General features: G+C 51.4%; 18 protein-coding genes. 6 read left to right on the plus strand and 12 right to left on the minus strand.

Translation table 11 applies throughout. The features are described from left to right. Positions 1–60: 60 nt before the first annotated feature. Positions 61–900 (plus strand): DMT family transporter, encoded by an 840-nt coding sequence (locus H8K47_RS11060; protein WP_186881487.1) that lies wholly within the window; start codon positions 61–63, stop codon positions 898–900. A 179-nt stretch (positions 901–1,079) separates the two neighbouring features. Here the strand turns inward: H8K47_RS11060 and H8K47_RS11065 are convergent, their stop codons facing one another. The 3 genes from H8K47_RS11065 to H8K47_RS11075 form a co-directional block, all read right to left on the minus strand. Then, positions 1,080–1,811, minus strand: a complete 732-nt coding sequence (locus H8K47_RS11065; protein ID WP_186881464.1) for a hypothetical protein — start codon at positions 1,809–1,811, stop codon at positions 1,080–1,082. A gap of 203 nt (positions 1,812–2,014) precedes the next feature. Next, positions 2,015–3,166 (minus strand): agmatine deiminase family protein, encoded by a 1,152-nt coding sequence (locus H8K47_RS11070; RefSeq protein WP_186881465.1) that lies wholly within the window; start codon positions 3,164–3,166, stop codon positions 2,015–2,017. A gap of 438 nt (positions 3,167–3,604) precedes the next feature. Further along, on the minus strand, positions 3,605–4,756 hold the full coding sequence (locus tag H8K47_RS11075) for an agmatine deiminase family protein (protein WP_186881466.1): 1,152 nt from the start codon (positions 4,754–4,756) through the stop codon (positions 3,605–3,607). Positions 4,757–5,238: 482 nt separating this feature from the next. Between H8K47_RS11075 and H8K47_RS11080 the strand changes: the two genes are divergently transcribed. Then, positions 5,239–6,138, plus strand: a complete 900-nt coding sequence (locus H8K47_RS11080) for a LysR family transcriptional regulator (protein WP_186881467.1) — start codon at positions 5,239–5,241, stop codon at positions 6,136–6,138. A gap of 136 nt (positions 6,139–6,274) precedes the next feature. Here the strand turns inward: H8K47_RS11080 and H8K47_RS11085 are convergent, their stop codons facing one another. The 4 genes from H8K47_RS11085 to H8K47_RS11100 form a co-directional block, all read right to left on the minus strand. Further along, entirely contained in the window at positions 6,275–7,333 is a 1,059-nt protein-coding gene (locus H8K47_RS11085; protein ID WP_230405213.1) for a WD40/YVTN/BNR-like repeat-containing protein, read from the minus strand. Between the two features lie 15 nt (positions 7,334–7,348). Beyond that, entirely contained in the window at positions 7,349–9,709 is a 2,361-nt protein-coding gene (locus H8K47_RS11090) for an efflux RND transporter permease subunit (protein ID WP_186881468.1), read from the minus strand. Positions 9,710–10,080: 371 nt separating this feature from the next. Beyond that, positions 10,081–11,472, minus strand: a complete 1,392-nt coding sequence (locus H8K47_RS11095; protein ID WP_230405212.1) for a DUF1329 domain-containing protein — start codon at positions 11,470–11,472, stop codon at positions 10,081–10,083. A 135-nt stretch (positions 11,473–11,607) separates the two neighbouring features. After that, the gene (locus H8K47_RS11100; protein ID WP_186881469.1) at positions 11,608–13,323 is read right to left on the minus strand and encodes a DUF1302 domain-containing protein; all 1,716 of its coding nucleotides are present in this window, start codon (positions 13,321–13,323) and stop codon (positions 11,608–11,610) included. Positions 13,324–13,898: 575 nt separating this feature from the next. Here H8K47_RS11100 and H8K47_RS11105 point away from each other — a divergent pair. Together H8K47_RS11105 and H8K47_RS11110 are read left to right on the plus strand one after the other, a co-directional pair. Beyond that, positions 13,899–15,008, plus strand: a complete 1,110-nt coding sequence (locus H8K47_RS11105; protein WP_186881470.1) for an agmatine deiminase family protein — start codon at positions 13,899–13,901, stop codon at positions 15,006–15,008. Between the two features lie 80 nt (positions 15,009–15,088). Next, on the plus strand, positions 15,089–16,633 hold the full coding sequence (locus H8K47_RS11110; RefSeq protein ID WP_186881471.1) for an agmatine deiminase family protein: 1,545 nt from the start codon (positions 15,089–15,091) through the stop codon (positions 16,631–16,633). 58 nt (positions 16,634–16,691) lie between these two features. Here H8K47_RS11110 and pdxR read toward each other — a convergent pair whose 3' ends face one another. Then, positions 16,692–18,173: a MocR-like pyridoxine biosynthesis transcription factor PdxR gene (pdxR, locus tag H8K47_RS11115; RefSeq protein ID WP_186881490.1), complete on the minus strand. Its 1,482-nt coding sequence runs from the start codon at positions 18,171–18,173 to the stop codon at positions 16,692–16,694. Between the two features lie 180 nt (positions 18,174–18,353). Here pdxR and H8K47_RS11120 point away from each other — a divergent pair, with 180 nt between their 5' ends. Both H8K47_RS11120 and H8K47_RS11125 read left to right on the plus strand, forming a co-directional pair. Next, the gene (locus tag H8K47_RS11120; RefSeq protein WP_186881472.1) at positions 18,354–19,811 is read left to right on the plus strand and encodes an NAD-dependent succinate-semialdehyde dehydrogenase; all 1,458 of its coding nucleotides are present in this window, start codon (positions 18,354–18,356) and stop codon (positions 19,809–19,811) included. A gap of 85 nt (positions 19,812–19,896) precedes the next feature. Then, the gene (locus H8K47_RS11125; RefSeq protein WP_230405211.1) at positions 19,897–21,225 is read left to right on the plus strand and encodes an NAD(P)/FAD-dependent oxidoreductase; all 1,329 of its coding nucleotides are present in this window, start codon (positions 19,897–19,899) and stop codon (positions 21,223–21,225) included. Between the two features lie 704 nt (positions 21,226–21,929). On the opposite strand, the gene speB is transcribed toward H8K47_RS11125, so the two are convergent. From speB to H8K47_RS11145, 4 genes are all read right to left on the minus strand, one after another. Next, positions 21,930–22,901, minus strand: coding sequence for an agmatinase (gene speB / locus H8K47_RS11130; RefSeq protein ID WP_186881473.1), 972 nt, complete (start codon positions 22,899–22,901; stop codon positions 21,930–21,932). A 211-nt stretch (positions 22,902–23,112) separates the two neighbouring features. Then, on the minus strand, positions 23,113–23,955 hold the full coding sequence (locus H8K47_RS11135) for an ABC transporter permease (RefSeq protein WP_186881474.1): 843 nt from the start codon (positions 23,953–23,955) through the stop codon (positions 23,113–23,115). After that, the gene (locus H8K47_RS11140) at positions 23,952–24,950 is read right to left on the minus strand and encodes an ABC transporter permease subunit (RefSeq protein WP_186881475.1); all 999 of its coding nucleotides are present in this window, start codon (positions 24,948–24,950) and stop codon (positions 23,952–23,954) included. The genes H8K47_RS11135 and H8K47_RS11140 overlap by 4 nt, the downstream gene beginning before the upstream one ends. Before the next feature lie 10 nt (positions 24,951–24,960). Further along, on the minus strand, positions 24,961–26,118 hold the full coding sequence (locus tag H8K47_RS11145) for an ABC transporter ATP-binding protein (protein WP_186881476.1): 1,158 nt from the start codon (positions 26,116–26,118) through the stop codon (positions 24,961–24,963). Between the last annotated feature and the right edge of the window lie 50 nt (positions 26,119–26,168).

The raw sequence follows: 26,168 nt of genomic DNA on the forward strand, positions 1-26,168 counted from the left end.
TTTCAAGTCGATGTGTCAGATCAAGTCTGAACTAATACAAAAAATAACAAAAATGGCTGGATCAACGGGTTTATCGGAGTGACCATTTTTGCGGGATCCTTGCCTGCAACGCGTGTCGCAGTCGTTGACTTCTCCCCTACGTTCTTAACCAGTGCGCGGGCCAGCTTTGCTGCCATGTTAGGCCTGGCACTTCTGCTTGTACTTCGACAACCTCGCCCAACCGCCACGGATGTGCCTTCTCTGGCATTCACCGCGCTAGGCGGCGTGGTCGGTTTCCCACTACTGACCGCGCTGGCGCTGCAACATATCACGTCGGCGCATTCGATCATCTTCCTGGGACTGTTGCCATTATGTACGGCCAGCTTTGCCGTAATTCGCGGCGGCGAGCACCCCCGTCCCCCCTTCTGGCTATTCTCGATCGCCGGAGCTGCTTTCGTCGGCGGTTACGCGGTGATGGGCGGAGTTGAGGCATCGCTAAAAGGCGATTTGCTCATGTTGGCCGCCATCATCGTGTGTGGATTGGGTTATGCAGAGGGCGCACGCCTTTCCCGCGCGTTGGGAGGCTGGCAAGTCATCAGTTGGTCGCTGTTACTATCGCTGCCCATTATGCTACCGGTCGCATTATTGAGCATGCCCACGTCGTTCAATCATGTGAGTGCGGCAGCGTGGATAGGCCTCACCTACGTATCTCTGTTCAGCATGCTGCTCGGTTTCGTATTTTGGTATCGCGGTTTGGCGCAGGGTGGCATCGCGGCTGTCGGTCAGCTTCAGTTGCTCCAGCCCTTTATGGGACTTGGTTTAGCCTCAGTCTTACTCAATGAAAAAGTGAATTGGATGATGCTGGTAACGACGATCGCCGCAGTATTGTGCGTCGCGGGTGCAAGGAAGTACGCTAAATAAATCGCTATCCCAAAGCAGCACAGCGCAGCCCTCTCATAACGTAAAATAATACGCTTGTCTTTGGAATAGAATCGCTTCGCGCAGGGTGACTGTATCTCTTGGCGCTTATCAGGGAGAGCACAGCCGATCCAGCAGCAACATTGGTGAATTGAATTTTCAGCGCACTCGAATCCGCCAATTCAATGCCCATCCGTTTTCTTACGTGCCTCTTGTATCACGCTCTGGAAACTTTTACCCACATTAGCCAGCGCATCTTGCATGCCGCGTGCAAACCTGGCATGCCCACCACTTATTGCAGCGTTACGCAAATAGTTAAGCGTTAACTTAAGTTGCGCATCATCCTCTTCATACCAGACTTGCGTTACCTGTACGCCCAATAGACTCTGACGCAATCGCTCCCTTTGCTCAAGCCAGGTCAACAAGCGCTGCACATCGCGTTCGTTAAGTTCACTTGCTCGCGCAGGAAAGGTTTGCCCAGTCAGTAGTTGATCATGCGCGTCCATATAGCCAAGGTAATGCTGCAGTACTGACAAAGCGTCCTGATATGCAGGAGACGGCAACTTTTCCTGAAAATACAGAAGCAAAGCTTTCGCATGCACATCGCGGTTACCATCCCTACCGCTCAACAGGAAATAATCCATGATTTCATGCAAGGCCTGGTTAATGACCAAGTGTTGATCAGGCGTTGTCTCCAATCCGCGCGGCACGAGGGCGTCAACATACATGCCTCGGCCGGCGTTCGACGATTTCCATTCCCCGGGACCAAAACGCCCCTGTGACGAAAGGAGATTTTTAGCCTGTGCAGGTGAAGTCGGTTCCGGTTCGTCTTGCCAATACCAAAGCACTCCCGCAATCACGCCTGCCAAACAGATCAACATCCAGCGTCGGCCAGATAACATGGATGACATCATATTTTTTCTTCTCGCGGTAAGTTTGAGGTGCAAACCCATCAGGTTTCGCATTTGAATGCGCTATCAGTCGTACGTGGATAAAACGAATTTTCCTGCTTTCCCGATTTGGCAATGTCGATTTCTCTATAAGTGCAGCGCAGCCTTGCACAACACATTAATGCTGTGCAAGCGCATTTTTACCGAATTAAAAAACCGCGTTTCATTTACGGCATAGGTTGTTGTTGTGTAACGCAGTGAATACCGCCGCCACCTTCGCCATACAATGTCGGCAGTCTCAGCATTTCGATGGTGAGGCCTGGATAGGCGGCAGCCAACTGGGCACGAACCGCATCGTCTTTGGCTGGGTCATTGCAAATCTCACCTATCGCTACGTTGATCACTGCACCATTTGTAACACACATATTGATATAGCTTGCCAACATTGTCTTCGACGTCGCTTTCGGTGCTTGCAGCTTAATGATATTGAAGGATCTCCCCTTCGCATCAGTAGAGGTACTCAGAGTTTGTATCCATTCGGCTGCATTGTCTGCAAATGCACCTGTTTCCGAAGGGTCGGGAACATGAATAACGACGGTACCTGGCTGGGTAAACATTACCGTCGCGTCGCAATGGTCGTCCGTAATGTCCTGCCCTATCACACCCTTGCACCAGATCATTTTGCTTGCACCATATTGCTTGAGCAACTCCGCCTCGATCTGATCACGGCTCATACCAGGGTTACGGTTGGGATTGACCCAGCAACTTTCGTTTGCCAGCAAAGTGCCGTCGCCGTCTTCCACTACACCACCGCCTTCGCCTACGACTGTCGAGGCAGTAAAATTCAGCCCCAGATAAGCAGCCATTTGGCTTGCAACCAAGGTGTCCTTGGCATGAGTCTGATGATTTCCCCAGCCGTTGAAATTGAAGCCGATACAATCCAGGTCACCCATGCCGTCTTTGCGGAACACTGCCCCGATGTCGCGCATCCAGCAATCATCGTTGTGGATAGTGTCGATCACTGTCACCTGATAATTCGTGTAACCAATCAGGTATTCGGCATCGAGACGGTTATAGTAACCGTCGGCGATCATATAGACGGGTTCGTACTTCGCAATAGTACGAGCCAGAAGCGCGATGTCATCTTGTATTTTCGAAAGCAGACTGCCCCAGATTCGCTTGCTTGACGGCCACGCCATCCAGGTACGAGTATGAGGCAGGCTTTCGTCAGGCACAAAAAAGCCATTTGATGCAGACGCAACTTGCGCCAGTACATCACCGGCAACACCGGACATTGCGGCACCTGCCAGACCTGCGGCCGCGAGCTTCATAAACGCGCGGCGTGATTGCTCTTCCTTGGCAAACTTAATGTTATTCATGTTATTCCCCTCCATTGGATTTCAATTAATAAGCGTTTTCTAAAGCGATAAATGGAATCTGCGTTCAATCTTGATGCGGACAGCGGCACAAAATGGCTACTTTTTTTAGTGCCAGCGTGTCGATAAGCACCATGTCGAACGTAATCCAACCTTTAAGAGACCGCTTTGATACTGACACAAATCTGAGAATTCAAGGTTGAGTTGTTTTGTGGAAACTATTCACATTTACTCATATCTTTCCGCTAGATTCTGTGAATATTTATTAATTTGCACTTATCTTACTGACATGCTTCATATCTTTTCAACCGACATTCAGCGTTACAGATGCAGTAGCAAAAAAAAATCCCCCTCGCCCGTTTTCAGACAGAAGGGGATAGAAAAACTCAACTTCGCCGATTTGAAATCAAGATGAAATCACATGACTCCAGGGCGGTTCGATCATGGTATTGGTTGCTGCTGTGTGACGCAATGAATGCCGCCGCCACCTTGACCGTAAAGCGTCGGCAATTTCAGCATCTCGACGGTGCGGCCTGGGTAAGCGGCAGCCAACTGCGCCTTGACCGTTACATCCTTGGCCGGGTCATTGCAAATTGCACCAATCGCCACGTTGATTACCGCATTATTGGTAACACAGTAATTGATGTAACTCGCCAACATGGTCTTGGATGTTGCTTTCGGCGCCTGCAACTTAATGATGTTGAATGCACGTCCTTTGGCATCAGTAGATGTACTCAATGTTTGCAGCCATTGGGCGGCGTTCGCAGCAAATGCGTCGGTATTGGAAGGGTCCGGCACGTGAACAACTACGGTGCCAGGTTGCGTGAATTGAACAGTCGCGTCGCAATGGTCGTCCGTAATGTCCTGCCCTATCACACCCTTGCACCAGATCATTTTGCTCGCGCCATACTGCTTGAGCAACTCTGCCTCGATCTGGTTACGACTCATACCAGGGTTACGGTTGGAATTGACCCAACAACTCTCATTGGCCAGCAAAGTGCCGTCGCCGTCTTCCACCACACCGCCGCCTTCGCCTACGACTGTTGAGGCAGTAAAATTCAGTCCCAGATAAGAGGCCATCGATTTTGCAACCAGCGCATCTTTCGCATGCGTTTGTTTATTGCCCCAGCCGTTGAAATTCAGGCCAAAACAATTCAAGCCACCAGCACCGTCTTTACGGAATATTGCGCCCAAATCACGCATCCAGCAATCGTCATTTGGAATCGTAGGAATAATCGTTACAGGGAAAACCGTCGTACCTATCTTGCTTTTCGCAACACTCGCGTTGCTCGAGCCGTTGGCAACCATATAGACCGGTTCATACTTGGCGATAGTGCGAGCCAGGAGAGCGATATCCGCTTGTATTCCGGTAAGCAGACTGCCCCAAATCGAAGTACTGGATGGCCATGCCATCCAGGTGCGGGTATGTGGAAGATTTTCATCCGGAACAAAATATATTCCGCTTGTTGCTGTCGTGATTTGCGCTAGTACATTACCGGTCATACCTGACATCGCGACACCTGTCACACCAGCACTCGCTAGTTTAACAAAATCACGACGCGAGTATTTTTTTGTATTTTCCATCTCATGCATATTTCGTTCTCCTATTGGACATCCCAATTTATGGACGTAATTTTTTTACGATTAATAATATCCATCGCGATCACCCGCGACAGCAACCCACGAAATTTCGTGGTACTTTCTACCGCCAAAAACGCACAAAAAGATGCGATAGCCATCAGGTTTACCCGCTTGCCAAGCGTCCTTTTTAAGGAACGAAAAGCGTGTTTTCCATAACCAAATATTGGCATAAAATTTATGCAGCCATTGTTGATAAATTTCCGATACATTGATCATTTTTAGACATATCAATATGTGGATATCAACACTCACGAATGGATTTTTTTTTGGAAAATGATGCCTTGATTAATAGGCAGAGAAAAAATTTCTGACTTTAGACGAGACTCGGAATCAAGGCTTCGCTTACAATAATTCTTTGATTTTTTCTAGTCATCGTTAAGTAATTATTTCCTTTTCTTGACGACTGTTGAGCCATCCTTTTTTTTATCCCGGACATGCGAATTCCATCATTAAAACTACTTACGGGTTTCGAAGCTGCAGCGCGTCATGGCAATTTTTCGCGGGCGGCTGATGAACTACATCTTTCGCAATCTGCCGTCAGCCACCAAATTCAGCAATTGGAAGAACATGTCGGCATGGCTTTATTTCGTCGTGTAGGACGTGGCGTTGAGTTGACAATCGCAGGAGAGGTCTTGCAGCGTTGCGTATTGCTTTCGCTGGATACTTTGCGCAGCGGCTTGGGAAGAATTGCAACCTACCTGGATCCGGGGCTGGTCGTGCTGGTGTGCCCCGCTCCGCTTTTGCACGGCTGGCTGCAGCCGCAAATTGATCGCTTACAACTACTCATCCCCGACCTGTGCCCTATGCTCTCAACCGACGAAACGGCACGTTATATCGATGAAGTCAACGTCGATATCACGATAGGCGACCGTCCGATTCAACAGCTAGGATTGATGGAACAACCGCTATTGCAAGATGAGTGGGTTGTGGTCGCTAGCGCGAACATGGCAGCAAAGTTATCCAACGTTCCGCTGACACACCATCACCTGCACACCGGCATGGTGTGTCTCGAGAAAAGTCTGACCGATGATCCCACTGCGGTCATTTTCCGTAATCAGTTGTCGAAGTTTCGCAATTGTGGAATTTACGACGATCAGCGCCTGCTACTGGATGCCGTTTTGCGTAACCGAGGCATCTCCTGCCTTTCCCGTTTAGCTGCCAGAGACGATTTGAACAGCGGACGATTGCAAATTTTGCCCGATTACCCACGCGTCCCTGGAACCACGTGGTGGCTATCGCGCGTTGCCGGAGAACCGCGTGCGAAAATTGTATTAGAAGTATTCAACTGGTTGCTGGCTGAGGCCGAGCAAGAGCAGTTAAAGCAACAAGCTTGAAAAAAAATGTGGATTAGTTGGCGACACATAAGGAAGCGCGCCTGTTTGCCTATCGCATGATGTTGAAACGTCGAAACAAGAACACCGACCGGCACTCCTGCATAGGATCTGCCGGTCAAGCGTTCTCGAATTCTCCTTAATTTACGGTGTCGCCTACATCTTTCATTGGCCCTGACTGGGAAAATGTCACCGGATTTAAATCCTGAGCAAGTACCGCCGCGGTAATCGAAGCTCGATCGGGACGCTGCTTTATCGAGAATGTCATGCCATTGTCGCGGCTGGTCAACATCACACCGTCGAAGCCAACTGCAATTACTGCACCGTTCTTTGCTTGCATGATGCCAGTCAGTGAGCTCTTTGTTCCGGTAGGAGACGAATGCCAAGTCTTGCCATGATCGGCGCTACGCAGCATTGTCCCGCGTAAGCCGCCAACCATCCATGTACCATCCTGCAACACAGTGCCGGCCCATAAGGATCCTTTATATCCGGTGTCGATATAAGTCCAGCTACTTCCACCGTCCGCCGAGTGCACGATCGTTCCACGCTCTGCCGTGATGGCGAGTCCGCCCTCCTGATCCGAGAAAATCGCAAACAGGTTTCGGTCTGCCTTAGATTCTCCAGCGGGAACCGGCAGGCTCACGGATTGCCATGTCGCACCGCCATCCGAAGTGGACAACAAAAGCGACCACAGACCAGCGGCCCAACCATTGCGCGCGTCTTTGAAATAAATCGAAAACAGAGGCTGGTCGACTTTGGTATCGCTACGCAGCAGTTGCCAGGTTTCGCCCGCATCGCCAGTCTTCAGAATGGCACCCCAATGACCAGCAGCCCAACCATTTTTTGTGTCGATGAAATGTACCGAAGTCAGGGTGGCTGAAATCGGAACTGAAGCGGCCTGGTGAAATGATTTTCCTGCATCATCGGACAACAGAACAACCCCACGCTCACCGACGGCGACTATGCGAGAACCCGCAGACGCCGCGGCCAGCATCATGGCAGTCTGCGCAGACGGAGCGATTCTGGCCGGTTTGACTTTAAGGCTCGGCACAGTCGTGTTCGCGTCACCGCTGGCCGATGGCTTTTCCTGAGCAAACCCGGAATTCATCGCCAACACGAGCAGCGCCACCCATAACATTTTCAACGTTGAAATGCGGCTCTGTATCCGCTCATAAGAAAACAAACGAAATCTAAACATGCAAACACCCTCAAATTAATGGGCAAACAGTCCCGGTGCACGGACCGGGCTGCGACGCGGAAATAACTTTTCAAGCAGTACGACCAACGCCGGCAAGGCAGTCAGTGCCATGACTAAATTTGTGACAAACATAAAGGACAGCAGTTTTCCCATATCCGCCTGGAATTTGAGTGGTGAGAACGACCATGTCGCTACGCCGATCGCCAGCGTCAGGCCGGTAAAAATTGTTGCCATCCCCTCAAACTCCAAAGCGCGCTCCATCGCCACATGTATTCCGTCGCCCTGTGCAAGATGCAAAGTTAAGCGGTTGTATATGTAGAAGGCATAATCGACGCCAATACCAACCGCAAGCACCATCACCGGCAACGTAGCCACGGTCAGTCCGATCTGGAAATATTCCATGAACCAGTAGCCAATAAACGTTCCTATCGTTAGGGGCAAACAGCATGCAAGCATCGCACGGAAATCGCGGTAGACTACAAAGACAAGAAGAACAATCGCGAGATAGACATACAGCAGCATCGGCAACTCTGACTGTTCAAGCTCATCGTTGATAGCGGCCAATACGCCGGCGTTACCTGCGGCAAGGCGTATGTGAATGCCAGCCACATGATTTTCGGCATCGAAAGACTTGGTCTCCGCCAACACGGTTTTAAGAGTGGTCGCCTTGTGGTCGGTCAGATAGAGATGGACCGCCGTCATGCTGCAATCGGCGTTGGCATGCCCGCGAATACGCCCAACCTCTGTGCTGATGCTGGCGTCATTTCCACCGTCGATCGGCACTACATGCATTTTCGGATAGCCCTCGTTCTGCCCCTCATTGATCTTGCGTATTTCCGTCGAATACGAATTGACCGATGCCACTCCGGGAACACCGCGCATATGCGAAGTATAGTCATCCACAAAATCGGCGACCGCCGGATTACCGCAGGAATCGTGTGGAGACTCCATCACTACCGAGATCCAGTCCAGCCCGATGTCGAAACTGCCAGCTATTGAGGTTGCGTCCCGGTTAAAACGCGCCTCGGAACGTAGCTCCGGTGCACCCGGTTCCAGCGTTCCAACGATGCGATTTCGGCTTTCATATATAGAAACACCAAAAACTAATGCAGCAACGAAAATCGTAATCAGCGAAGCTTTGGGTTTAGCAAAAAATGATAGTGTCTTGGTCCAGCGTATACGCTGGGCACGCTTTTTATCTGCGTGTTCCGCAAAGGCCTGATCGAATTTCAAGCAGGAAAGCGTCACGGGCAGCATGATCAGGTTAGTCACAATTTTGAATCCTACGCCCAACGATGCTGTAATCGCCAGTTCATGGATCATGGGAATTGGCACCAACAACAGGGTCACAAATGACACCAAGGCGGTAACTAAAGCCAGAACACCTGGGATCAGCAACCCGCTGAAACTGGCTCGTGCCGCTGTCATGACGTTCAATCCCCTGCTCAGGCCACGCACAAAGAAATTGATCTGCTGGACTCCATGCGATACGCCGATAGCAAACACGAGGAAAGGAACCAGGACTGCAAGCGGATCAAGTCCATAACCAATCAAACGCAATGCGCCAAATTGCCAGATCAGTGATGTCAGTGAGCACAAAATCACGAGCACAGTCAGGCGCACCGAATGGCAATACCAGTACACCGCGAGCCCGGTCAACAACAATGCGATGCTGCAAAATACCAGCACACCGGAGGCACCATCGGCGATGTCACCGGTTTGTTTGGCGAAGCCGATAATCTGGATTTCGTAATTGGCATCTTCGAATTTGCTGCGGATATCCTTTTCGAGCAAGCGATTGAAGGCGACATAATCGATCGTCTTACCATCCGGCGTCATTTCATTCAATTCGGCGGTAATCATGGCGCCGCGCTCATCGCGCGATACCAGTTGACCTATAAATCCCCCTTGGTTTGTACCTCTACGTATACCGTCGATAATCTCTGGAGTCAGGCTTTCCGGTGTGATGGCGCCGGAAATTACCGGGTCGGCACGCAAACCTTCTTCAGTGATTTCAGTGACAAAACTATTCGGCGTCCATAGTGACTGCATGTTGGGGCGATCGACACCAGGCAAGAAAGTCACGGCCTGGGTAACGTCATGAAGTCGCGATAAGCCCTCTTTGGTCCAAATCGTACCGTTGCGGGCGCGAACCACGACCGTTATGCGGTTTGCTCCAAACAGCTCCGCCTTATATTGCTGAAAGGTCTTGATGTACTCGTGACCGACTGGCATCTGCTTTTCAAATCCAGCCTCCATACGAAGTTGAACCGCAAAGAATGCCATGACCGCAGTGAGGACAAGCAAAACCCCCAAGGTCAGCGCGCGGTGTGAGAAGAACCAGTTTTCAGTTCTGGTGACTAATTTGTTCAGCACAATGCAATTCTCTCTTATTAAAACTGGTTGTACAGACCTGCATTTGCAGGAAAATTGATACGGCTCAATATGGTTAGCTTTACATGAGCGACAATGAAAGAAGCTGGCATGAATCGACGAAGCATCCGATTAAAGCACAGTGACACACGCAGGTCGTAGGCACATTAAAACGGACAAAGCCGTCAACGTTGCCACAAGAAGGATAAAGCCAAGTTCGCGATCGGATCTGTTTCAGATGAGCTACCTCGCCAGACTCTCGATCTGGCAACCCCTACTCCAAAGCACCAACATACCCGACGGTGCGCCCAAAGGCATGAAGAGAAATTATTACTCAACTATCTCTCCATGCCTTCAGGACAGAACACCTATCCTTATCGTTCGCTGATCGTCTTCAAATTGTCAGCCGTATAGAAATTGTCTTTCAACTTAGGATTATTTCCCGCTTCGGCGAACCACTGCATATCACGCCCTGCGCCAGCGCCGAACACGACGTTATCAGCAACGTAGCGGCCCCCAATCAGGTCGTACATCGCCAGGACGGTGTTAGCACAGGTACCGCCGAGTTCCCAGACCGGAAGAATTTTATTTTCTTTGAGTTTCCATATCTTGCCTTGGGCATCATAGTCGTCGCCAACTGCTACATTCCAGCTATCCTCGTCGAAGTACATGACTTTCTTCGGTGCGGAATGACGGAAACCTTGCTTGACTGTACCCTCAACAACCCAGACGCGGTGCAGCTCGTAGCGTTCCAGAGCAGGATTGATACTATTTTCCCGGAATGCGTCCTCAGGCTTGATCGAACCATCGTTGAACTTGAAGTTGTTATAGGAAATGTACATCTCTTTCTTTCCTAATAGCTTCCAGTCGAAACGATCCGGGTTGCCAAAATACAGATTGGTCGCATCAATAGGATATTGATTTTCAAAACCAATCACGGGCGCGTCATAGGCGTAGGCTGGCAGGCGGCGTACGCGGCGCTGTCCCGTGAAGTAGTAGAACGCCTCCAGTTCTTTTTTGAAATACAGATTCTCTACGATGCCCTGACCCGCAAACGCTGCCGGCGTATTGTAGGTATAGTAAAAACCTTGTTTATACCCATCCACGCCTGCTGGGGAGGTCGTACCTTTTTTAGCCCAAGGGAAATAGTTAATTTGCGACCAGCCCGCCTTGATCGGTTCGGTCGAACCCGGCCTTGGCGATATATAGGTGAGTCCATTTTTCAGCTCGACGCCAACACCTTGATATCCTGCCAGGAAGTTCCACAGTACTTCTATCCCTTTTTTAGGAAGTGGAAAAGGCACGCCAGGAAGCGCCGCATCTTCCAGCGACCAACCATCGCTGCCTATCTTCCCACGGGTAGCATTGATCTTGGTGTTTGCCTGGACAAAATCCGGCGCCGAACAAGTCCGGTGGCTAGGATAGATATCCATGTGATAACCCTTGGTTTGCTTCAGCATCTGCACCTGCGCTGGCGACAGCTTATCCGCATATTTATCTACATTGGATGCATCAATCGTGAACAAAGGCTTTTCCCCTTTGTGTGTCCAGAAGTCTTCGCGATTCTTGCCCTGGCTCCAACCGGCTTTCGGTGTATCCGGAGCGCCAATGGCAGGAATGGTGCCTTCCTTGTTCCCACTTTTGTCCGCACCTAGCGGCGTCAGTTCGGTACCAAGCTTATCTGCCTCTGCGGCGAATGCGCCATGTGTAGCGCACAACACGCTGACAGCAACGAGGGTCTTTATCTTTTTCATAGTCATGTTCATTTTGCTTTCCTTCGATTTTGGCGTCTGGGAACCGTGGTCAGCGTATCCAGGCACGCGAAACGGGGTTCAAACCTGTCTGCCGTCACCCTCCGAATACCATCTACCCCAAACAAAAACATAATCAATAATTACGACTCAGAAATTGCGCGTGATGTAAGCGCCGACGAAATTTCGATCTGCATACGGTTGTGAGTTGACGTTGCTACCGCCAAAGAATGCCGTATAGTTCAGGCCAGCCTGCCAGGTTGCCGGGTTTTGTGTCAACGCCACGTATACATTGGCCGACTTAGCACCGCGCATGTAGTTCCCTGCAAAATTTGGCGTATAACCCGAGAACGCGTTACTGAATGTCACGCCTGGCGTTACCGCCCATCCAGGAATCACAGAACCATCATAGGTCCAGTTGAAATCAATGACGTAGCCTGCTGACTTGGCAGTTCCTTTTGCGGCCGGAACAGAGTTCGGCTGACCGGTAAGCCAAACAAAATAGCCCGCGGCCGGTATCAGATAGGCAGCTTGCCCAGTGCTTGTGGTTGTCGGATAAGTCTTGCCGGTATCAATTCCTGGGTAGTTGATGTAACCCAGCTCTGCGGTCAACACTGCCGAATGAGCATTACCCAACAATTTCAAGGTAGTCGGATGACTGGTCGGCGACATCTGCAGTTGCCCGTTCACGATAAGCTGGTACTTTTTGCTGTCTTTCCACCAGTTGCAACTACCTGCTGCCGCATTCGTATTACTATCGGCAGGCCCGCCGGCGCCGAAACACCCTAACATGGAAACAGCGTCACGCGGACGATATGAGAGCTCCGCGCCAATCGCCCAATCGCCGATGGGGAAGTTCGCGCTGACACCGAACAGGTCGCGGTCTTTGAGGTATTGCGCAGCCCCCATGGTACCTCCTGCGATGGATCCAAACACCGGATTTTTATCGGTATAGTTTTCGTAGTAAGCAGCCAGGTTTAGTGATGTCCCCGCAGGGGTATAGCCAACACGGATGCCATATTGCGGTTTATTACCCGGTCTCAATGCTGTGTAAGGGAAAGCTGTTGTCGGATCCAGACCAGCCTCGTTGAAATTAGCCGGATTGGACATGGCCGGCACAGCTCCGCGCCCAGAATTGTCGCTCAGCGACCAAAAGCTTCCCACCGCAGGAAACCTGTTCGCGTTCCAGCCAAACTGCAAGTAAGCTTCGGTGGTCAGGCCGGCGGGCAAGGTAGACGCGAAACTGATCATAGGTGCAGGCAGCAAGGCTTGCTTGAGTTGCGTCCCTGGAATTAACAGACTTTGGATGTCAACCGCGTTGGTCGCATTGATGCCACCTGCTGCGAAAGTGCTCTCCCCCCAGTTGATCACCTGATTACCGAGTCGGATATGGGCGCTCTCACCGGCGACTTGAAAGTCCTTTTGCCCCCAGAAATCGAGCAAGGTAGCGCGATGCACCATTTGGCCACGGGCATCGCCGCTCAAGCGTGTAGTGTTCGTATCTGCCGCTACCGGATCGAAAATCGCAGTGCCACGCGCGAGGAACTTCAGGTTTTGCTCTGGAACCTTCAACAAGGCTTCGCTGGTCAGGCTCAGATATCCCGTAAACAGGTCGCCTTTTTTATAATTCAGATTGCCGTTATCAGCATTTGCCCATTGTGCAGTATTGACGTTGGCACCACAATCCGACACGTTTGGCGTTCCTATCAACGCGCAACTTTGACTCTTGGTACGAATGCCTATGCCAGCCGTGACATTTGAATTAACCGAACCATTGACAGCTCCGGTTTCAAATTCAAATGCCGAAGCACCTCCCGCCATGAGCACTGATAGTCCTGCAAATATCCACCTACTTTTCTTACGCATGATTCCATCTCCTGTGATGTTTTACGATTTTCTTCGGTACCGCAGGCAAGAGAAGCCTATCCACTACCTGCGAACAAATACTTTCCCAGCATCAACGTCTACCGCGCCGCAAATATTTTTCTTTTTTTGTGAAACCATATATTTGTCAGTCGACCGACCAATATCGATCATAAACATTAAAAAAATAAAGTCAATAAATAACCGGTCGACCGACTTAAAATACATTTGTACTGACGCAATTTTGCAAATTACCCGAAAAAATGTATTTAATGCATCGATGTTAGTTCGGATAACTTGAACATCCTCATTCACACAAAGTTTCAAACAAGCAATTATCATGCCTAAAAATATTGACGTCAATGTTCAGTTGTCTAATGGGCTATATTCCCTTAAATTAGGGCGAGATATGAGAAAATTTAATAAATACCCATAAGTTATTTCATTACTCCTCAAATACCTCACCACTATAATTGCACACAATTGCAGCATAACATCGCTCTCATCGCTGCTAAGAATAGATTTTCACAAATAGCAAGGATTCTTCTCATCGATTCCTTAACATGAATAAAACCAATATGACAAGACGTAGTTTTTTGAAGCAAGGCATGTGCAGTTCCGGCGCCGCACTACTGACCAGTATGTTGGATGGGGGGATGGGACGGATCGCCATAGCAGACAGCGGCGAAATCTGGAGTATGCCGGAGGAAGGAGAAGCGCACGCAGCGACTTGGATGGCTTTTGGCCCCAGCGAAGACATCTGGGGACAAAAACTGTACAGCGCTGCCCAGGATAATCTGGCCAGCATAGCTCGCGCCATCTCCCAGTATGAAACAGTACACATGCTGGTGCGGGAAGAAGACTATGAGACGGCAGCACGCAAATGTGGCAATGCAGTCAAACTGGTGGTGCAACCGCTTGATGATTTGTGGATGCGCGACACAGGCCCGGTTTTCGTCAAGAATACGCAAGGCAAACTCGCCGCTGTTAATTTTAACTTTAACGGCTGGGGAAAAAAACAAGAATACGACCGTGATGCACAGGTGGCCGATGTCGTCAGACGGCGCGCTGGTGCCAAGTTGTTGCGCAGTGGACTGGTGCTGGAAGGTGGCGGCATAGAAGTGGACGGCGAAGGCACTGCCATCATCACTGAGAGTTGCGTGCTGAATCCTAACCGCAATCCCGGCATCAGCAAGGCGCAGTGCGAAGCCGAACTGAGGCAGTTACTGGGACTAAAAAAGATCATCTGGCTACCGGGGATAGCTGGACGCGACATCACCGACGGACATACCGACTTCTACGCACGCTTTACCAGCCCAGGCGTGGTTGTGGCTGGATACGAGGCCGACACCACGTCAGTAGAACACGTCGTTACCAAACGCCACCTCGATATTCTGCGCAAAGCAAGGGATGCCAAAGGGCGCCTGTTGAAAGTCGTCGTCCTGACCAGCCCGTCCAGTGTGCGCAGTAAATTCGAAAGCAAGGATTTTGCCGCTGGCTATATCAATTTCTACGTCTGCAACCACGCCGTCATCGCCGCCGAATTTGGCGATAGCAAGACTGATCGCAATACCAAAGCGATCCTGCGCGAGCTGTTTCCCAAGCGTGACATCATCCAACTCAATGTGGATGCTATCGCCGCCGGTGGTGGTGGCATCCATTGCACTACCCAGCAACAGCCACTCTGACTTGAATTTGAGCGCTCCCCTTAGCGGCACAGCCAACGCTAGCCAGTTGCCACCCATTAAATCTTATTTATATATATACCATGTCTGAATCTACCCTGAAAAAAAACACTGCTCAAAACGGTCCCATTTTTGACCGTCGCCAATTCTTTCGCACTGCCGGTGCGCTTGCCGCTTCCACGCTGGTTCTTCCATTGAGCGCTTGTGGTGGTGGCGGTGGCGGCAGCGACGCATCCGAACCTGTTCTGCCCAAACCCGAACAAACCAGCTGGCTCGCACCCAAGGAAGCGGCTACACACACTGCCACCTGGATGGTATACGGTGCGACAGCTTCAGCTTGGGGCACGCCCTCGACAACGAATAGCCAACTGGCAATCGACGATATTCCCAACAGCCGACCGGTAGCACGTGAAGATCTAATGCGTATCGCCGCCCAACTGTCGCGTTTTGAAACAGTGAACGTATTGGTCGACAATGAGACCGACAGAGGTGAGGCGAATGCTTACCTGGACCTAATGTTTGCGGCGAGCCCAGCCAGTGCAAAAAACCGAATGATCAAACGTAGCCTGGCTGATCTGAGCGATCCCGCAGTTAAATTCGGCATTGAGGGCTACATCAATTACCTGGAGCCTGCTGGCATGGTTCTGCCGCCCATGAATCGCGCCAACATTGTTTTGATTGTCCAGCATGTCAACGACTTGTGGGCACGCGACACTGGGCCGGTGTTCGTCAAAGGTACGGATGCCAAAATCTACGGCGTCAACTTCAACTTCAATGGCTGGGGGCAAGAGAACGTCAGCACCGGACTGACTGGCTGGGTCAAAGATACGCAAAAAGCTGCCAATGGCGTTGTCGATCAGGATATCGATGGCGACAAGAAAGTCGCGACCTTCATCAACAATAAATTAGGAACGGCGGAAATCAAAACATGGATAACCATGGAAGGCGGTGGCATAGAAGTCAACGGGCGTGGCCTGGCAGTGGCAACCGATAGCTGCATCATCAACAACAATCGTAATCCCGGCAAAACCAGAGCCGATTTCGAAACTGAGATCAAACGCGTGCTGGGTGTTGAAAAACTGATCTGGGTGCCCGGCGTCAAAGCACAAGAAGTAACCGACGACCATATCGATTTTTCTGCCCGTTTTACTGACGACAATACCATCATTTATAACTGGGATGGCGGCACGGTATCCGTGACCGACCCTACTCCTAGCCACGACGGCAAGATCAAAGCTGCGCTGCTGGCATACCAGGCGCAGGTGGCGGGCTGGAGCGCCGCCGACAAGCTCAAATACCTGGGCTCTGCAAACGCCTCCTTGAATCTGGTGGAACTTCCACAGCCCAAGATAACCCTCGTGAAGGATGCTGTGAACAGCCGCAACCCTGACGTGTCTATGAGCAAACGCAAGGAGTTCGAAAAGTCGTTCGGCGCAGGCTACATCGGTTATTACGAGGCCAACAATTGCATCCTGATGGGGCAGTTTGGTGATTCAGAATTAGACAAGGCGGCCTTCAACAGTCTGCGCGCGCGCTATCCTGAGCGCGTCATTATCCAGATCACGACCGATGGCATCGCCAACGGCGGTGGCACTATCCACTGCGCGACGCAGCAACAGATTGTTTGAACGCACTATGAAGGTGCCTAGCCGATTCCCCTCGTCTTGATCAGCGCCTGACTAATTGCTAAAGGTGCAGCCTGATGACGGCTGCCAACAACGCAAAAGCAGGCGCGATGCGCGCTTCTTCGACGCAGGCGTAACCAAGCACCAACCCGCTTTCGGTATGGCTGGCGTCTTGGTAATAGCTGGATAAAGGCCGCACTGCTATCCCCTGTGCCAGCGCTTCACGCGCAATCTGACGATCATCGCACTGTGCAGGCAAGCGCAGTGTCAGGTGCAGGCCCGCATCACTACCAACCGCGCATACCTGAGACAGTTCAAAATGTCGGGTAATTTCTTGCTGCAGAATTTCCAGTCGGGCACCGTACAGCAGACGCATGCGACGTATATGTGAATTGAAATGTCCTTGTGTCATAAATTCCGCCATGGTGGCTTGCAACGACGCCTGTCCGGAACGATGTAATTCTTCCATTCCTGTCACAAAGGACTGGCTCAGGATCGCCGGCAATACCAGATAACCTAGACGCAGACCGGGAAACATAGTCTTGCTGAAGGTACCCATATAGAGTACGCGCTCAGCACTATCCATGCCCTGCAAGGAAGCTAACGGCCGGCCACCGTAACGAAATTCGCTGTCGTAATCATCTTCAATGATCCAGCAGCCGTGCTGACGCGCATATTCCAACAAACTGCGGCGACGCGCCAGACTCATCACCATGCCAAGCGGATACTGATGGGAAGGCGTGACAAAAATAAAACGTGGCACCTCGGCCAAATCGGCAGCGTCCGGGCAGATTCCTTCGGCGTCGACACGTACCGGTCGCAAGCGAACACCGGATGCTGCCAGCAGATTGCGCGCTCCCCAATAGCACGGGTCTTCCACCCAGGCTACATCACCGGGATCCGACAATAAACGCAGACATAAATCAATCGACTGATGGATGCCATTGGTGATCACTACCTGATCCGCCTCACATGCGACCGAGCGCGACACCTTTAGATATTCCGCTACCGCTTCCCGCAATCCCTGGTGCCCCCCACCCTGCCCATAAGTGAGCACTGAAATCGCGGGCTTGCGCCAGATTTTGCTTTGCAAGCTGTTCCAGACACGGTGCGGGAACTGGGTGACATCCGGAACTCCAGGCACAAACGCCCCCCACTGTCGCGGCGCAGCAGCAGCCTGCGCCACCAACCTGTGACCGCGTTGCGAGAGTTGAGCCTTGCTCGCGCCACTCTTTTTACGCACGGCGCTTTCTACAGGCAGGTAGATCGCATCCGGCACTGTATTAGCGACAAAAGTGCCACTACCGGTGCGCGCCTCCACATAACCTTCTGCCAGCAACTGCTCATAGGCATACAGCACCGTATTGCGCGATATCAGCAGTTCGCTTGCCAAATCACGGCTGGAAGGCAAACGCGTATCAGCAGGCAACACGCGATCCAGTATCGCTTGCCGCAGCAACCGATACAACTGGCGGTTACGTGGCGTGGCTGACGTTTTATCAAGGTATTGCAACAAATAATCTGACAGATTGAAGGTTTGCACGGGACGCACGACGCGATGAAAAACGAGGGATTCATTATAGCCATGATACGAGTAAATTGGCTCTATTAAAAACTTGAAATTGGCACTACTTAATAGAACCAGGACAGTGCATGATCCGGGAAGCGCCCCATATCCTTGACGCCAATGTGCGCGTTTTAATCCCCTTATTTGAGAATGACTATGTTGCCTTTGCTAGACCCATCCCTGTTCCGCCAACAAGCCTATATCAACGGTAAATGGAGCGATGCCGAGAGTGATAAAAAAATAGCCGTACATAACCCGGCCACCGGCGCACTGCTGGGTCACGTACCGAATATGAATGCAATTGAAACCCGGCGTGCGATCGCGGCCAGCAATGTCGCATGGCAAGGCTGGCGCTCCATGCTGGCCAAAGAACGCTCGCTCATCCTGCGCCGCTGGCAGGAACTGATGCTGGAGCACTGCGACGACTTGGCCGCCATCATGACGGCCGAGCAGGGAAAGTCGTTGACGGAAGCGCGCGGTGAGATCGCATATGCTGCCTCCTACCTGGAATGGTTTGCCGAGGAAGCCAAGCGCATGTACGGTGATACCATCCCGACTTCTGCCAAGGGAAAGCGCATCTTGGTGACCAAGGAACCAATCGGTGTTTGCGCCGCCATCACACCGTGGAACTTCCCCTCAGCGATGATCGCGCGCAAGGTCGGCCCTGCACTCGCGGCCGGATGCTGCATGATAGTCAAACCGGCCAGCCTGACCCCATTTTCTGCGCTGGCGCTGGCAGAACTGGCGCATCGCGCAGGCGTACCGCCGGGCGTATTCAACGTCGTAACCGGCAACGCGGCCGCGATCGGCGGCGAAATCACTGCCAACCCGTTGGTGCGCAAGCTGAGCTTCACTGGTTCGACCGAGGTTGGCCGCCAACTAATGCGCGATTCAGCCAACAGCATCAAGAAACTCTCACTGGAACTGGGCGGTAATGCCCCCTTTATTGTATTCGACGATGCCGATCTGGATGCCGCAGTAGAAGGTGTGCTCACCTCGAAATACCGTAACTCCGGCCAGACTTGTGTGTGCGTTAACCGTATCTATGTCCAAGACGGGGTTTACGATGTGTTCACAGGTAAGCTGGTGGACGCAGTAAAAAAAAATTTCAAAGTCGGCAATGGAGTCGAAGCCGGAGTGAACCAAGGCCCGTTGATCAATGAAAGCGCAGTGCGCAACGTGGAAACCCAGATCGCAGATGCGCTAGCCAAAGGAGCACGCGTTCTGGTCGGTGGTCAACGGCATGCGCTGGGCGGCAATTTCTTCGAACCTACCGTACTTGCCGACGTCACGCAAGACATGCGCTTCGCGCATGAAGAAACGTTCGGTCCAGTCGCACCCATTTTTCGCTTCAAGAGCGATACCGAAGTGGTGGCGATGGCGAACGACACCGATTGCGGTCTGGCGTCGTATTTCTACAGCCGTGACATCGGTCGCATCTGGCGCGTAGCGGAGCAGCTTGAATACGGCATGGTAGGAATCAATACAGGTCTGATTTCCACCGAAGTCGCACCTTTCGGAGGCGTCAAGCAATCAGGGTTGGGCCGGGAAGGTTCTAAATATGGCGTGGACGATTACTTGATCGTCAAATACTGGTGCTTGGCCGGAATATGAGCCGGGCAAAGCTCCCACCTATGCATTCCACACAACAATTCCCGCTGAGGGACAGAATGCCTGATCATTCCTATGGAGTCGTGTCTTGAATCGTCATTTTGAAGAACTGCCGCACCGCATCGTCATCGTCGGCGGTGGCGCCGGCGGCTTGGAGCTGGCTGTGCGCCTGGGCAAAAAATTGGGCAAGCAGAAAAAAATCCACATTACCCTGGTCGACGCCAGTCGCACGCATTTGTGGAAACCTCTGCTGCACCAGGTCGCAGCCGGCACACTGGACAGCCACGCAGATGAGCGCGAATATTTTTCGCTGGCGCGGTCGAACTATTTTGACTTCCGCCTGGGTCGTATGGATGGGTTGAACCGCGCACAAAAAGAAATTTATTTGGCGCCAACCATCACCGAAGACGATGAAGAACTGTTGCCGCGGCAGGCCTTGCCCTATGACACGTTGGTATTGGCCCTAGGCAGCCAGACCAATGACTTTGGTACGCTTGGCGCGCGCGAACATTGCATCATGCTGGATTCGCTACCTGCAGCAGAGCGTTTTCACAAAAAACTTGTGAATTGCTGTTTACGTGCTCAAACCCAGTCCATGAGCTCAGGTGAGGGACGCTTCACGGTCACCATCATAGGTGGCGGCGCAACCGGTGTGGAGCTGGCAGCAGAGTTGCATATGACAACCAAGATCCTGTCCAGCTATGGGCTAATAAACTTTCACCCTGAAAAAGATCTGAAGATCGTCATTATCGATGCCGCGCCACGTCTATTGCAAATGCTGCCGGAACGCTTATCAGCAGCAGTCGCCAAAGAGTTACGCAGTATCGCGGTGGAAGTGCATACCAATGAAAAAGTCGCCTCTGTCTCGAAAGACGGGGTCACGATGGTGAGCGGGAAATTCATTCCCAGCGGGATTGTGGTGTGGGCCGCCGGTATCAAGGCTCCCGAATTCCTGCAGCAGCTGGATGGACTGGAAAGCAATCACATCAACCAGTTGATCGTGAACCGCCAACTGCAAAGTAGCCGTGATACGGCAATTTTTGCGCTGGGCGATTGCTGCTGTTGCCCGCAAGCTGAGGGGCTACCTGCGGTGCCGCCGCGCGCCCAGTCGGCCCATCAGCAAGCCAGCATGTTGGCCAAGTCGCTGGAGCGCATGCTACAAGGCAAACCTTTACTTGAATTTCAATATAAAGATCACGGTTCGCTGGTATCGCTGGGCAATTACAGTACGGTCGGCAGCCTAATGGGAGCGCTCTCCAGCGGCTCCATTATTATCGAAGGCACGATTGCAAAATGGATGTACTGGTCATTGCATAAGCAGCATCAGATCGCCGTAAACGGATTATTCCATACTTGGCTTTCGACTTGGGCAGAGACCATAGATAGGGTTCGAAACCCACGCATCAAGCTGCATTAGCGCCCTATACTCACTCAGCACATGCAGCGGTCACCTGCGACGCGGTCGGTGCATGGACTTGTGTTATTTGCGAACACCACTCAAGAACAAATCGATTCCTCAGTACTGACCTACCGCAATCTCGCCTTAGCCTTTCTGAGCAGTGACTATGTAGCGGCGTCGCGAAGATCTATCCCTCACATACTGCCTCTTTACTTGGGCTTAGTGATGGATTGAACACCCGACCGATCCGCACACGTAGCAAACCTGTTTTACCGTAGATGCAGTCGTCCACGCTATAGATTTCTGCTGTGCAGGGATACTGCAAACACATGCGGGAGAACCGTTCAACCATGAAGAGCGTCCGGCTGCATTCCCTGCTACAAAATCCATCCTCAAGCTTAGTGAAAAAATGAAGGGCATGCAAAAGCCTGCCAGATGAAAAAGAAACGCCTGCGTACTACCCGCAGGCGTAGTAATCACATGAAACGTTTGCAGTTATTTTCTGTTTTTGTCGCTCGCATCTTGCTCGCTATATCGGTGATCTGCTGTGGCATGCGTCTGATCTCACCACATACCGATCAAGTGACTGCGCCTGGAATGAAAGTCCCCCCCTTCCCTACCCAACTGGGAAATTGTTCTGTGCCTGTCACGTATTGCAAGTGGAAGTGCAAAAACATCCGCTGTCCTTCGCTTTCAGGCACTTTTTGAGTGCTTCAGAACGCTTAAGGGCGTTTTCCTGTCGCCAGTTTTTGATTACGCAAAACGCATAGCAGGTCGGCGGCGATATGGGCCGCGGCTAATGCAGTGATCTCGCTTTGATCGAATGGAGGCGACACCTCGACCACATCCATGCCGACCAAATTGACCGGTTCCATGCCACGAATAATTTCCAGCGCCTGCGCCGAACTGAGCCCGCCTGGCACCGGCGTGCCGGTCCCAGGTGCAAATGCAGGATCCAGGCAATCAATATCGAAAGTCAGATAGGTCGGGCGCTTGTCCACAATCGATAATATCTTTTGCAGTGTAACTTGCGCGCCGTTGGCATGTACCCAGGGCGCGTCAATGACGTTAAAACCCATGAAATCGTCGTTCCAGGTGCGAAGCCCGACTTGCACAGACGTGGCAGGATCGATCAAACCCTCTTTCACCGCCTTGTAAAACATCGTGCCATGATTCATGGAGTCGTGCTTGTCGTCGGGCCAGGTATCGCAATGAGCGTCAAAGTGGATAAGTGAAAGTGGTTTGCCATATTTCTCTGCATGGGCTTTCAGTAGCGGATACGTCACGAAATGATCGCCACCAAAAGTCAACATCTTTGCCCCGCTCGCTAGAATAGTCCGCGCATGTTCGACAATTGCTGCAGGAATCGTGAGCGGATTGTGCACATCAATCCAGCAATCGCCGTAGTCGATGACCGCCAAATTTTGAAACGGATCGAAGCCCCAAGGATAAGGAAGCAAATTCGACAATTGCACACTGGCGGCGCGGATTCCGCCAGGCCCCAGCCTTGCGCCAGGACGAAAGGTTGTGGCCAGATCAAGTGGGATACCGGACACGACCACATCGACCCCAGTCAGGTCACGGCTATAATTGCGTCGCATAAAGCTGAGGACACCAGCAAAGGTGTTTTCAATCGAAGCCCCATATAGCGATGAACGACGAATCGCGCTGTCACCGTAAATTGTCGAATTCATTGGCACTCTCCATTCCCCTCCAGACACGAATATGTCACCTCCCACTTCATGGTGAAATACTCGAGTCAGGTAAATTATTGCTATCAATCAAGCGATGCAGCAACCCGCTTGCCAATCAGCGAAGGATGCAATCAGCTGTTACGTATTCGTGACTAGGCTCGCATGAACACACTGCAGTGCTGACCGGAATTTAAATTATTGAATCCTAAAGTCAATCTGGGGCGCCCGCCTGAACCGCCAATGAGATTTGCTTTTGACGCAGGCGCTCGGCACGCGCCAGATACAGACTCGATAGGATCACCCCGGCACTCACTACCAAAATTGTCAGCGTTGCGATAGCGTTGACGCGCGGATCAAGCCCCAGGCGTGCACGGGAAAATATGATGATAGGCATGGTCGAATAACCGGGTCCGGTCAAAAACGCGGACAACACCACATCATCGAGCGATAGCGTAAATGTCAACAGCCAGGCCGATACGAGTGCTTGTGTAATATTCGGCAGCGTCACCAGAAAGAATACCTGATGCGGGCGACAGCCCAAATCCATAGCGGCTTCTTCATACGACTTGCTCATCTCTTGCAAGCGCGACTGTATGACAACAGTTGAATACGCGATGCCGAGCAAGGTGTGCCCTAACCACATTGTTAATAAGCCGGGTCGTGGAAAGCCGAACATCCTTTGCACGGATACCAACATAAGCAATAGCGAGAGTCCAATCACTACCTCAGGCATCACCAGCGGTGCACTCAACATGCCGCTTAACAGTGTGCGGCCGTTAAAACGACGATAGCGGTTCAACACAAATGCAGCAAAAGTGCCCAGCACCACTGATGAACAGGCAGTCATCACGGCAATTTGCAATGACAAGCCAAAACCACTGATTATTTCCGCATCATTGACAAGGTCCTGATACCAGTGCAGCGTAAAACCACTCCATATCATGCTGCGCCGCGAATCATTAAACGAAAATACGATCAGGACCAGAATGGGAACGTACAAAAAGGCGTAACTCAACGACATCCAGGCCCGACCGAATATACGATATCTGTTCATGCTTTGTGCTCCTCTTGCAGCGCTTTATACTTGTTGAAGACTGCCATCGGAAGCAGAATTAGCAATATCACAAAGACCGTCACGGCAGACGCCAGCGACCAATCGTTATTAGTGAAAAACTCATCCCATAACGCGCGACCAATCATGAACGTTTCCGGCCCCCCCAACAATTCCGGAATTACGTACTCACCCACACATGGAATGAAGACCAACATAGAACCAGCGACAATGCCGGACTTCGACAACGGAATCGTCACACGGAAAAAGGTATACCACGGCGTCGCTCCGAGATCGGCAGCAGCTTCCAGGTAACGTATATCCATTTTGACCAAATTCGCATAAAGCGGCAGTATCATGAAAGGCAGATACGCGTAAGTCATTCCTATCATTAATGAAATCACGGTATTCATCATATGTATAGGCACGTCAATGACCCCGATTGCCAATAAGAAGTGATTCAACAAGCCATCGTTTGCCAGAATCCCTTTCCACGCATAGATACGCAAGAGGAATGAAGTCCAAAACGGCAACATCACCAGCATTAGCAGAATCGGGCGTATCGTCGCTCTGGCGCGCGCCATAAAATAGGCAAACGGATACCCGATCAACAAACAAGTCAACGTGGTCGCCGCCGCGTACTTGATCGAACGCAGGTAAGTCAACACGTACAATTTATCCTGCAAAACAAACAGGTAATTGCTTACTTTGAGTTTTATATGAATGATGCCGTCGACATAACTGACCAAACTGACAAACGGGTCGCCTAAGTCGGTGTCTAGCAAACTGATCTTGAACACCATGAGGAACGGCAATAAAAAGGTCAATGTGAGCCAGACGAACGGCACACCAATGACAAAACTCCGGCCACTTGGCAAAGGCAAGCGCCAGCCAAAAACTGAAGCTGTACTGAGATGAGCCGATCCCGACGGTATGGGGGACGAAATAAATTGATGGGTCGCGCGCCAGAGCAATAGGCGATTCAGAAATTGTTTCATACCATGCACCTTATCGAGTCAATACGACCATTGCGTCGCTGCTCCAGCTAGCGAAGACGGTATCGCCCCACTGAGGTCGGTGCGTATCATGACGTAGCGTGTTGGCGGTGCTAGCCTTCAGTACCATCCCGCTCGTCAATTGCAGGTGATACACGGTATAGCTCCCCATGTAAGCCAGCTCTATGATTTTCCCTTTCACGCAGTTAGCTGAGTTTGCCGTCATCTCGAAACCGACCGAAATTTTTTCTGGACGGACACCGACCGAGAGCGCCATGCCTATGGTGCCTGTGATGCCATGACCAACATAATGGAGACAATCTTGCGACTCGATAACGACGTGATCCGGTTCATCCTCAATCAAGGTTCCGTCGAACATGTTGATATTGCCGATAAAGTCCGCGACAAAACGACAATCCGGCGTTTCATAAATTTCGGCAGGCTTGCCGATTTGAAGGATGTGTCCTTCGCTCATGATGGCGATGCGCGAGGCCATACTCATTGCCTCTTCCTGATCATGCGTCACCATGACACATGTCACGCCAACCTGTGCAAGTATGTTCACCAACTCCATCTGGGTGCGTTCCCGCAATTTTTTATCAAGCGCCCCTAACGGTTCATCCAGCAATAGTAATTGCGGCCGTTTTGCCAGGCTGCGTGCCAACGCAACACGCTGCTGCTGACCTCCGGACAATTGATGTGGTTTACGTTTCGCATAATTTGTTAACTGAACCAGATCCAGCATATTTTCGACACGCTCGGCTACCTGATCCTTCGGCATGCCATCGCGACGCAAACCGAACGCGATATTGTCCCAGACCGACAAATGGGGAAACAGCGCATACGACTGAAACATCATGTTGATCGGGCGCCGATACGGTGGAAGATTGATGATATCTTCACCAGCAAGTAAAAGTTGCCCAGAGGTCGGCGTTTCAAACCCGGCAAGCATACGCAGCAAGGTCGACTTCCCGCAGCCGGAACTTCCCAATAGCGCGAAAATCTCCCCCTTATTAATAGTGACGGAAACGTTGTTGACCGCCTTTACGCCGCCAAATTCCTTGACGAGGTTGTTTATGATCAGGAACGGCTGTCCTGCGCTGATATCGTTTTTTGAAACCGGGGAAAGCTCTACCCCGGATGGTAGTGCTGAATAAGAAGCAAACGTCATGGCAAACTCGATGCAAGAAGAAATTAAGAATGTCTAAAATTAAGGTGCTT

The sequence above is a fragment of the Cognatundibacterium rugosum genome (genome assembly GCF_014284365.1).
Lineage (GTDB): Bacteria > Pseudomonadota > Gammaproteobacteria > Burkholderiales > Burkholderiaceae_D > Undibacterium > Undibacterium rugosum.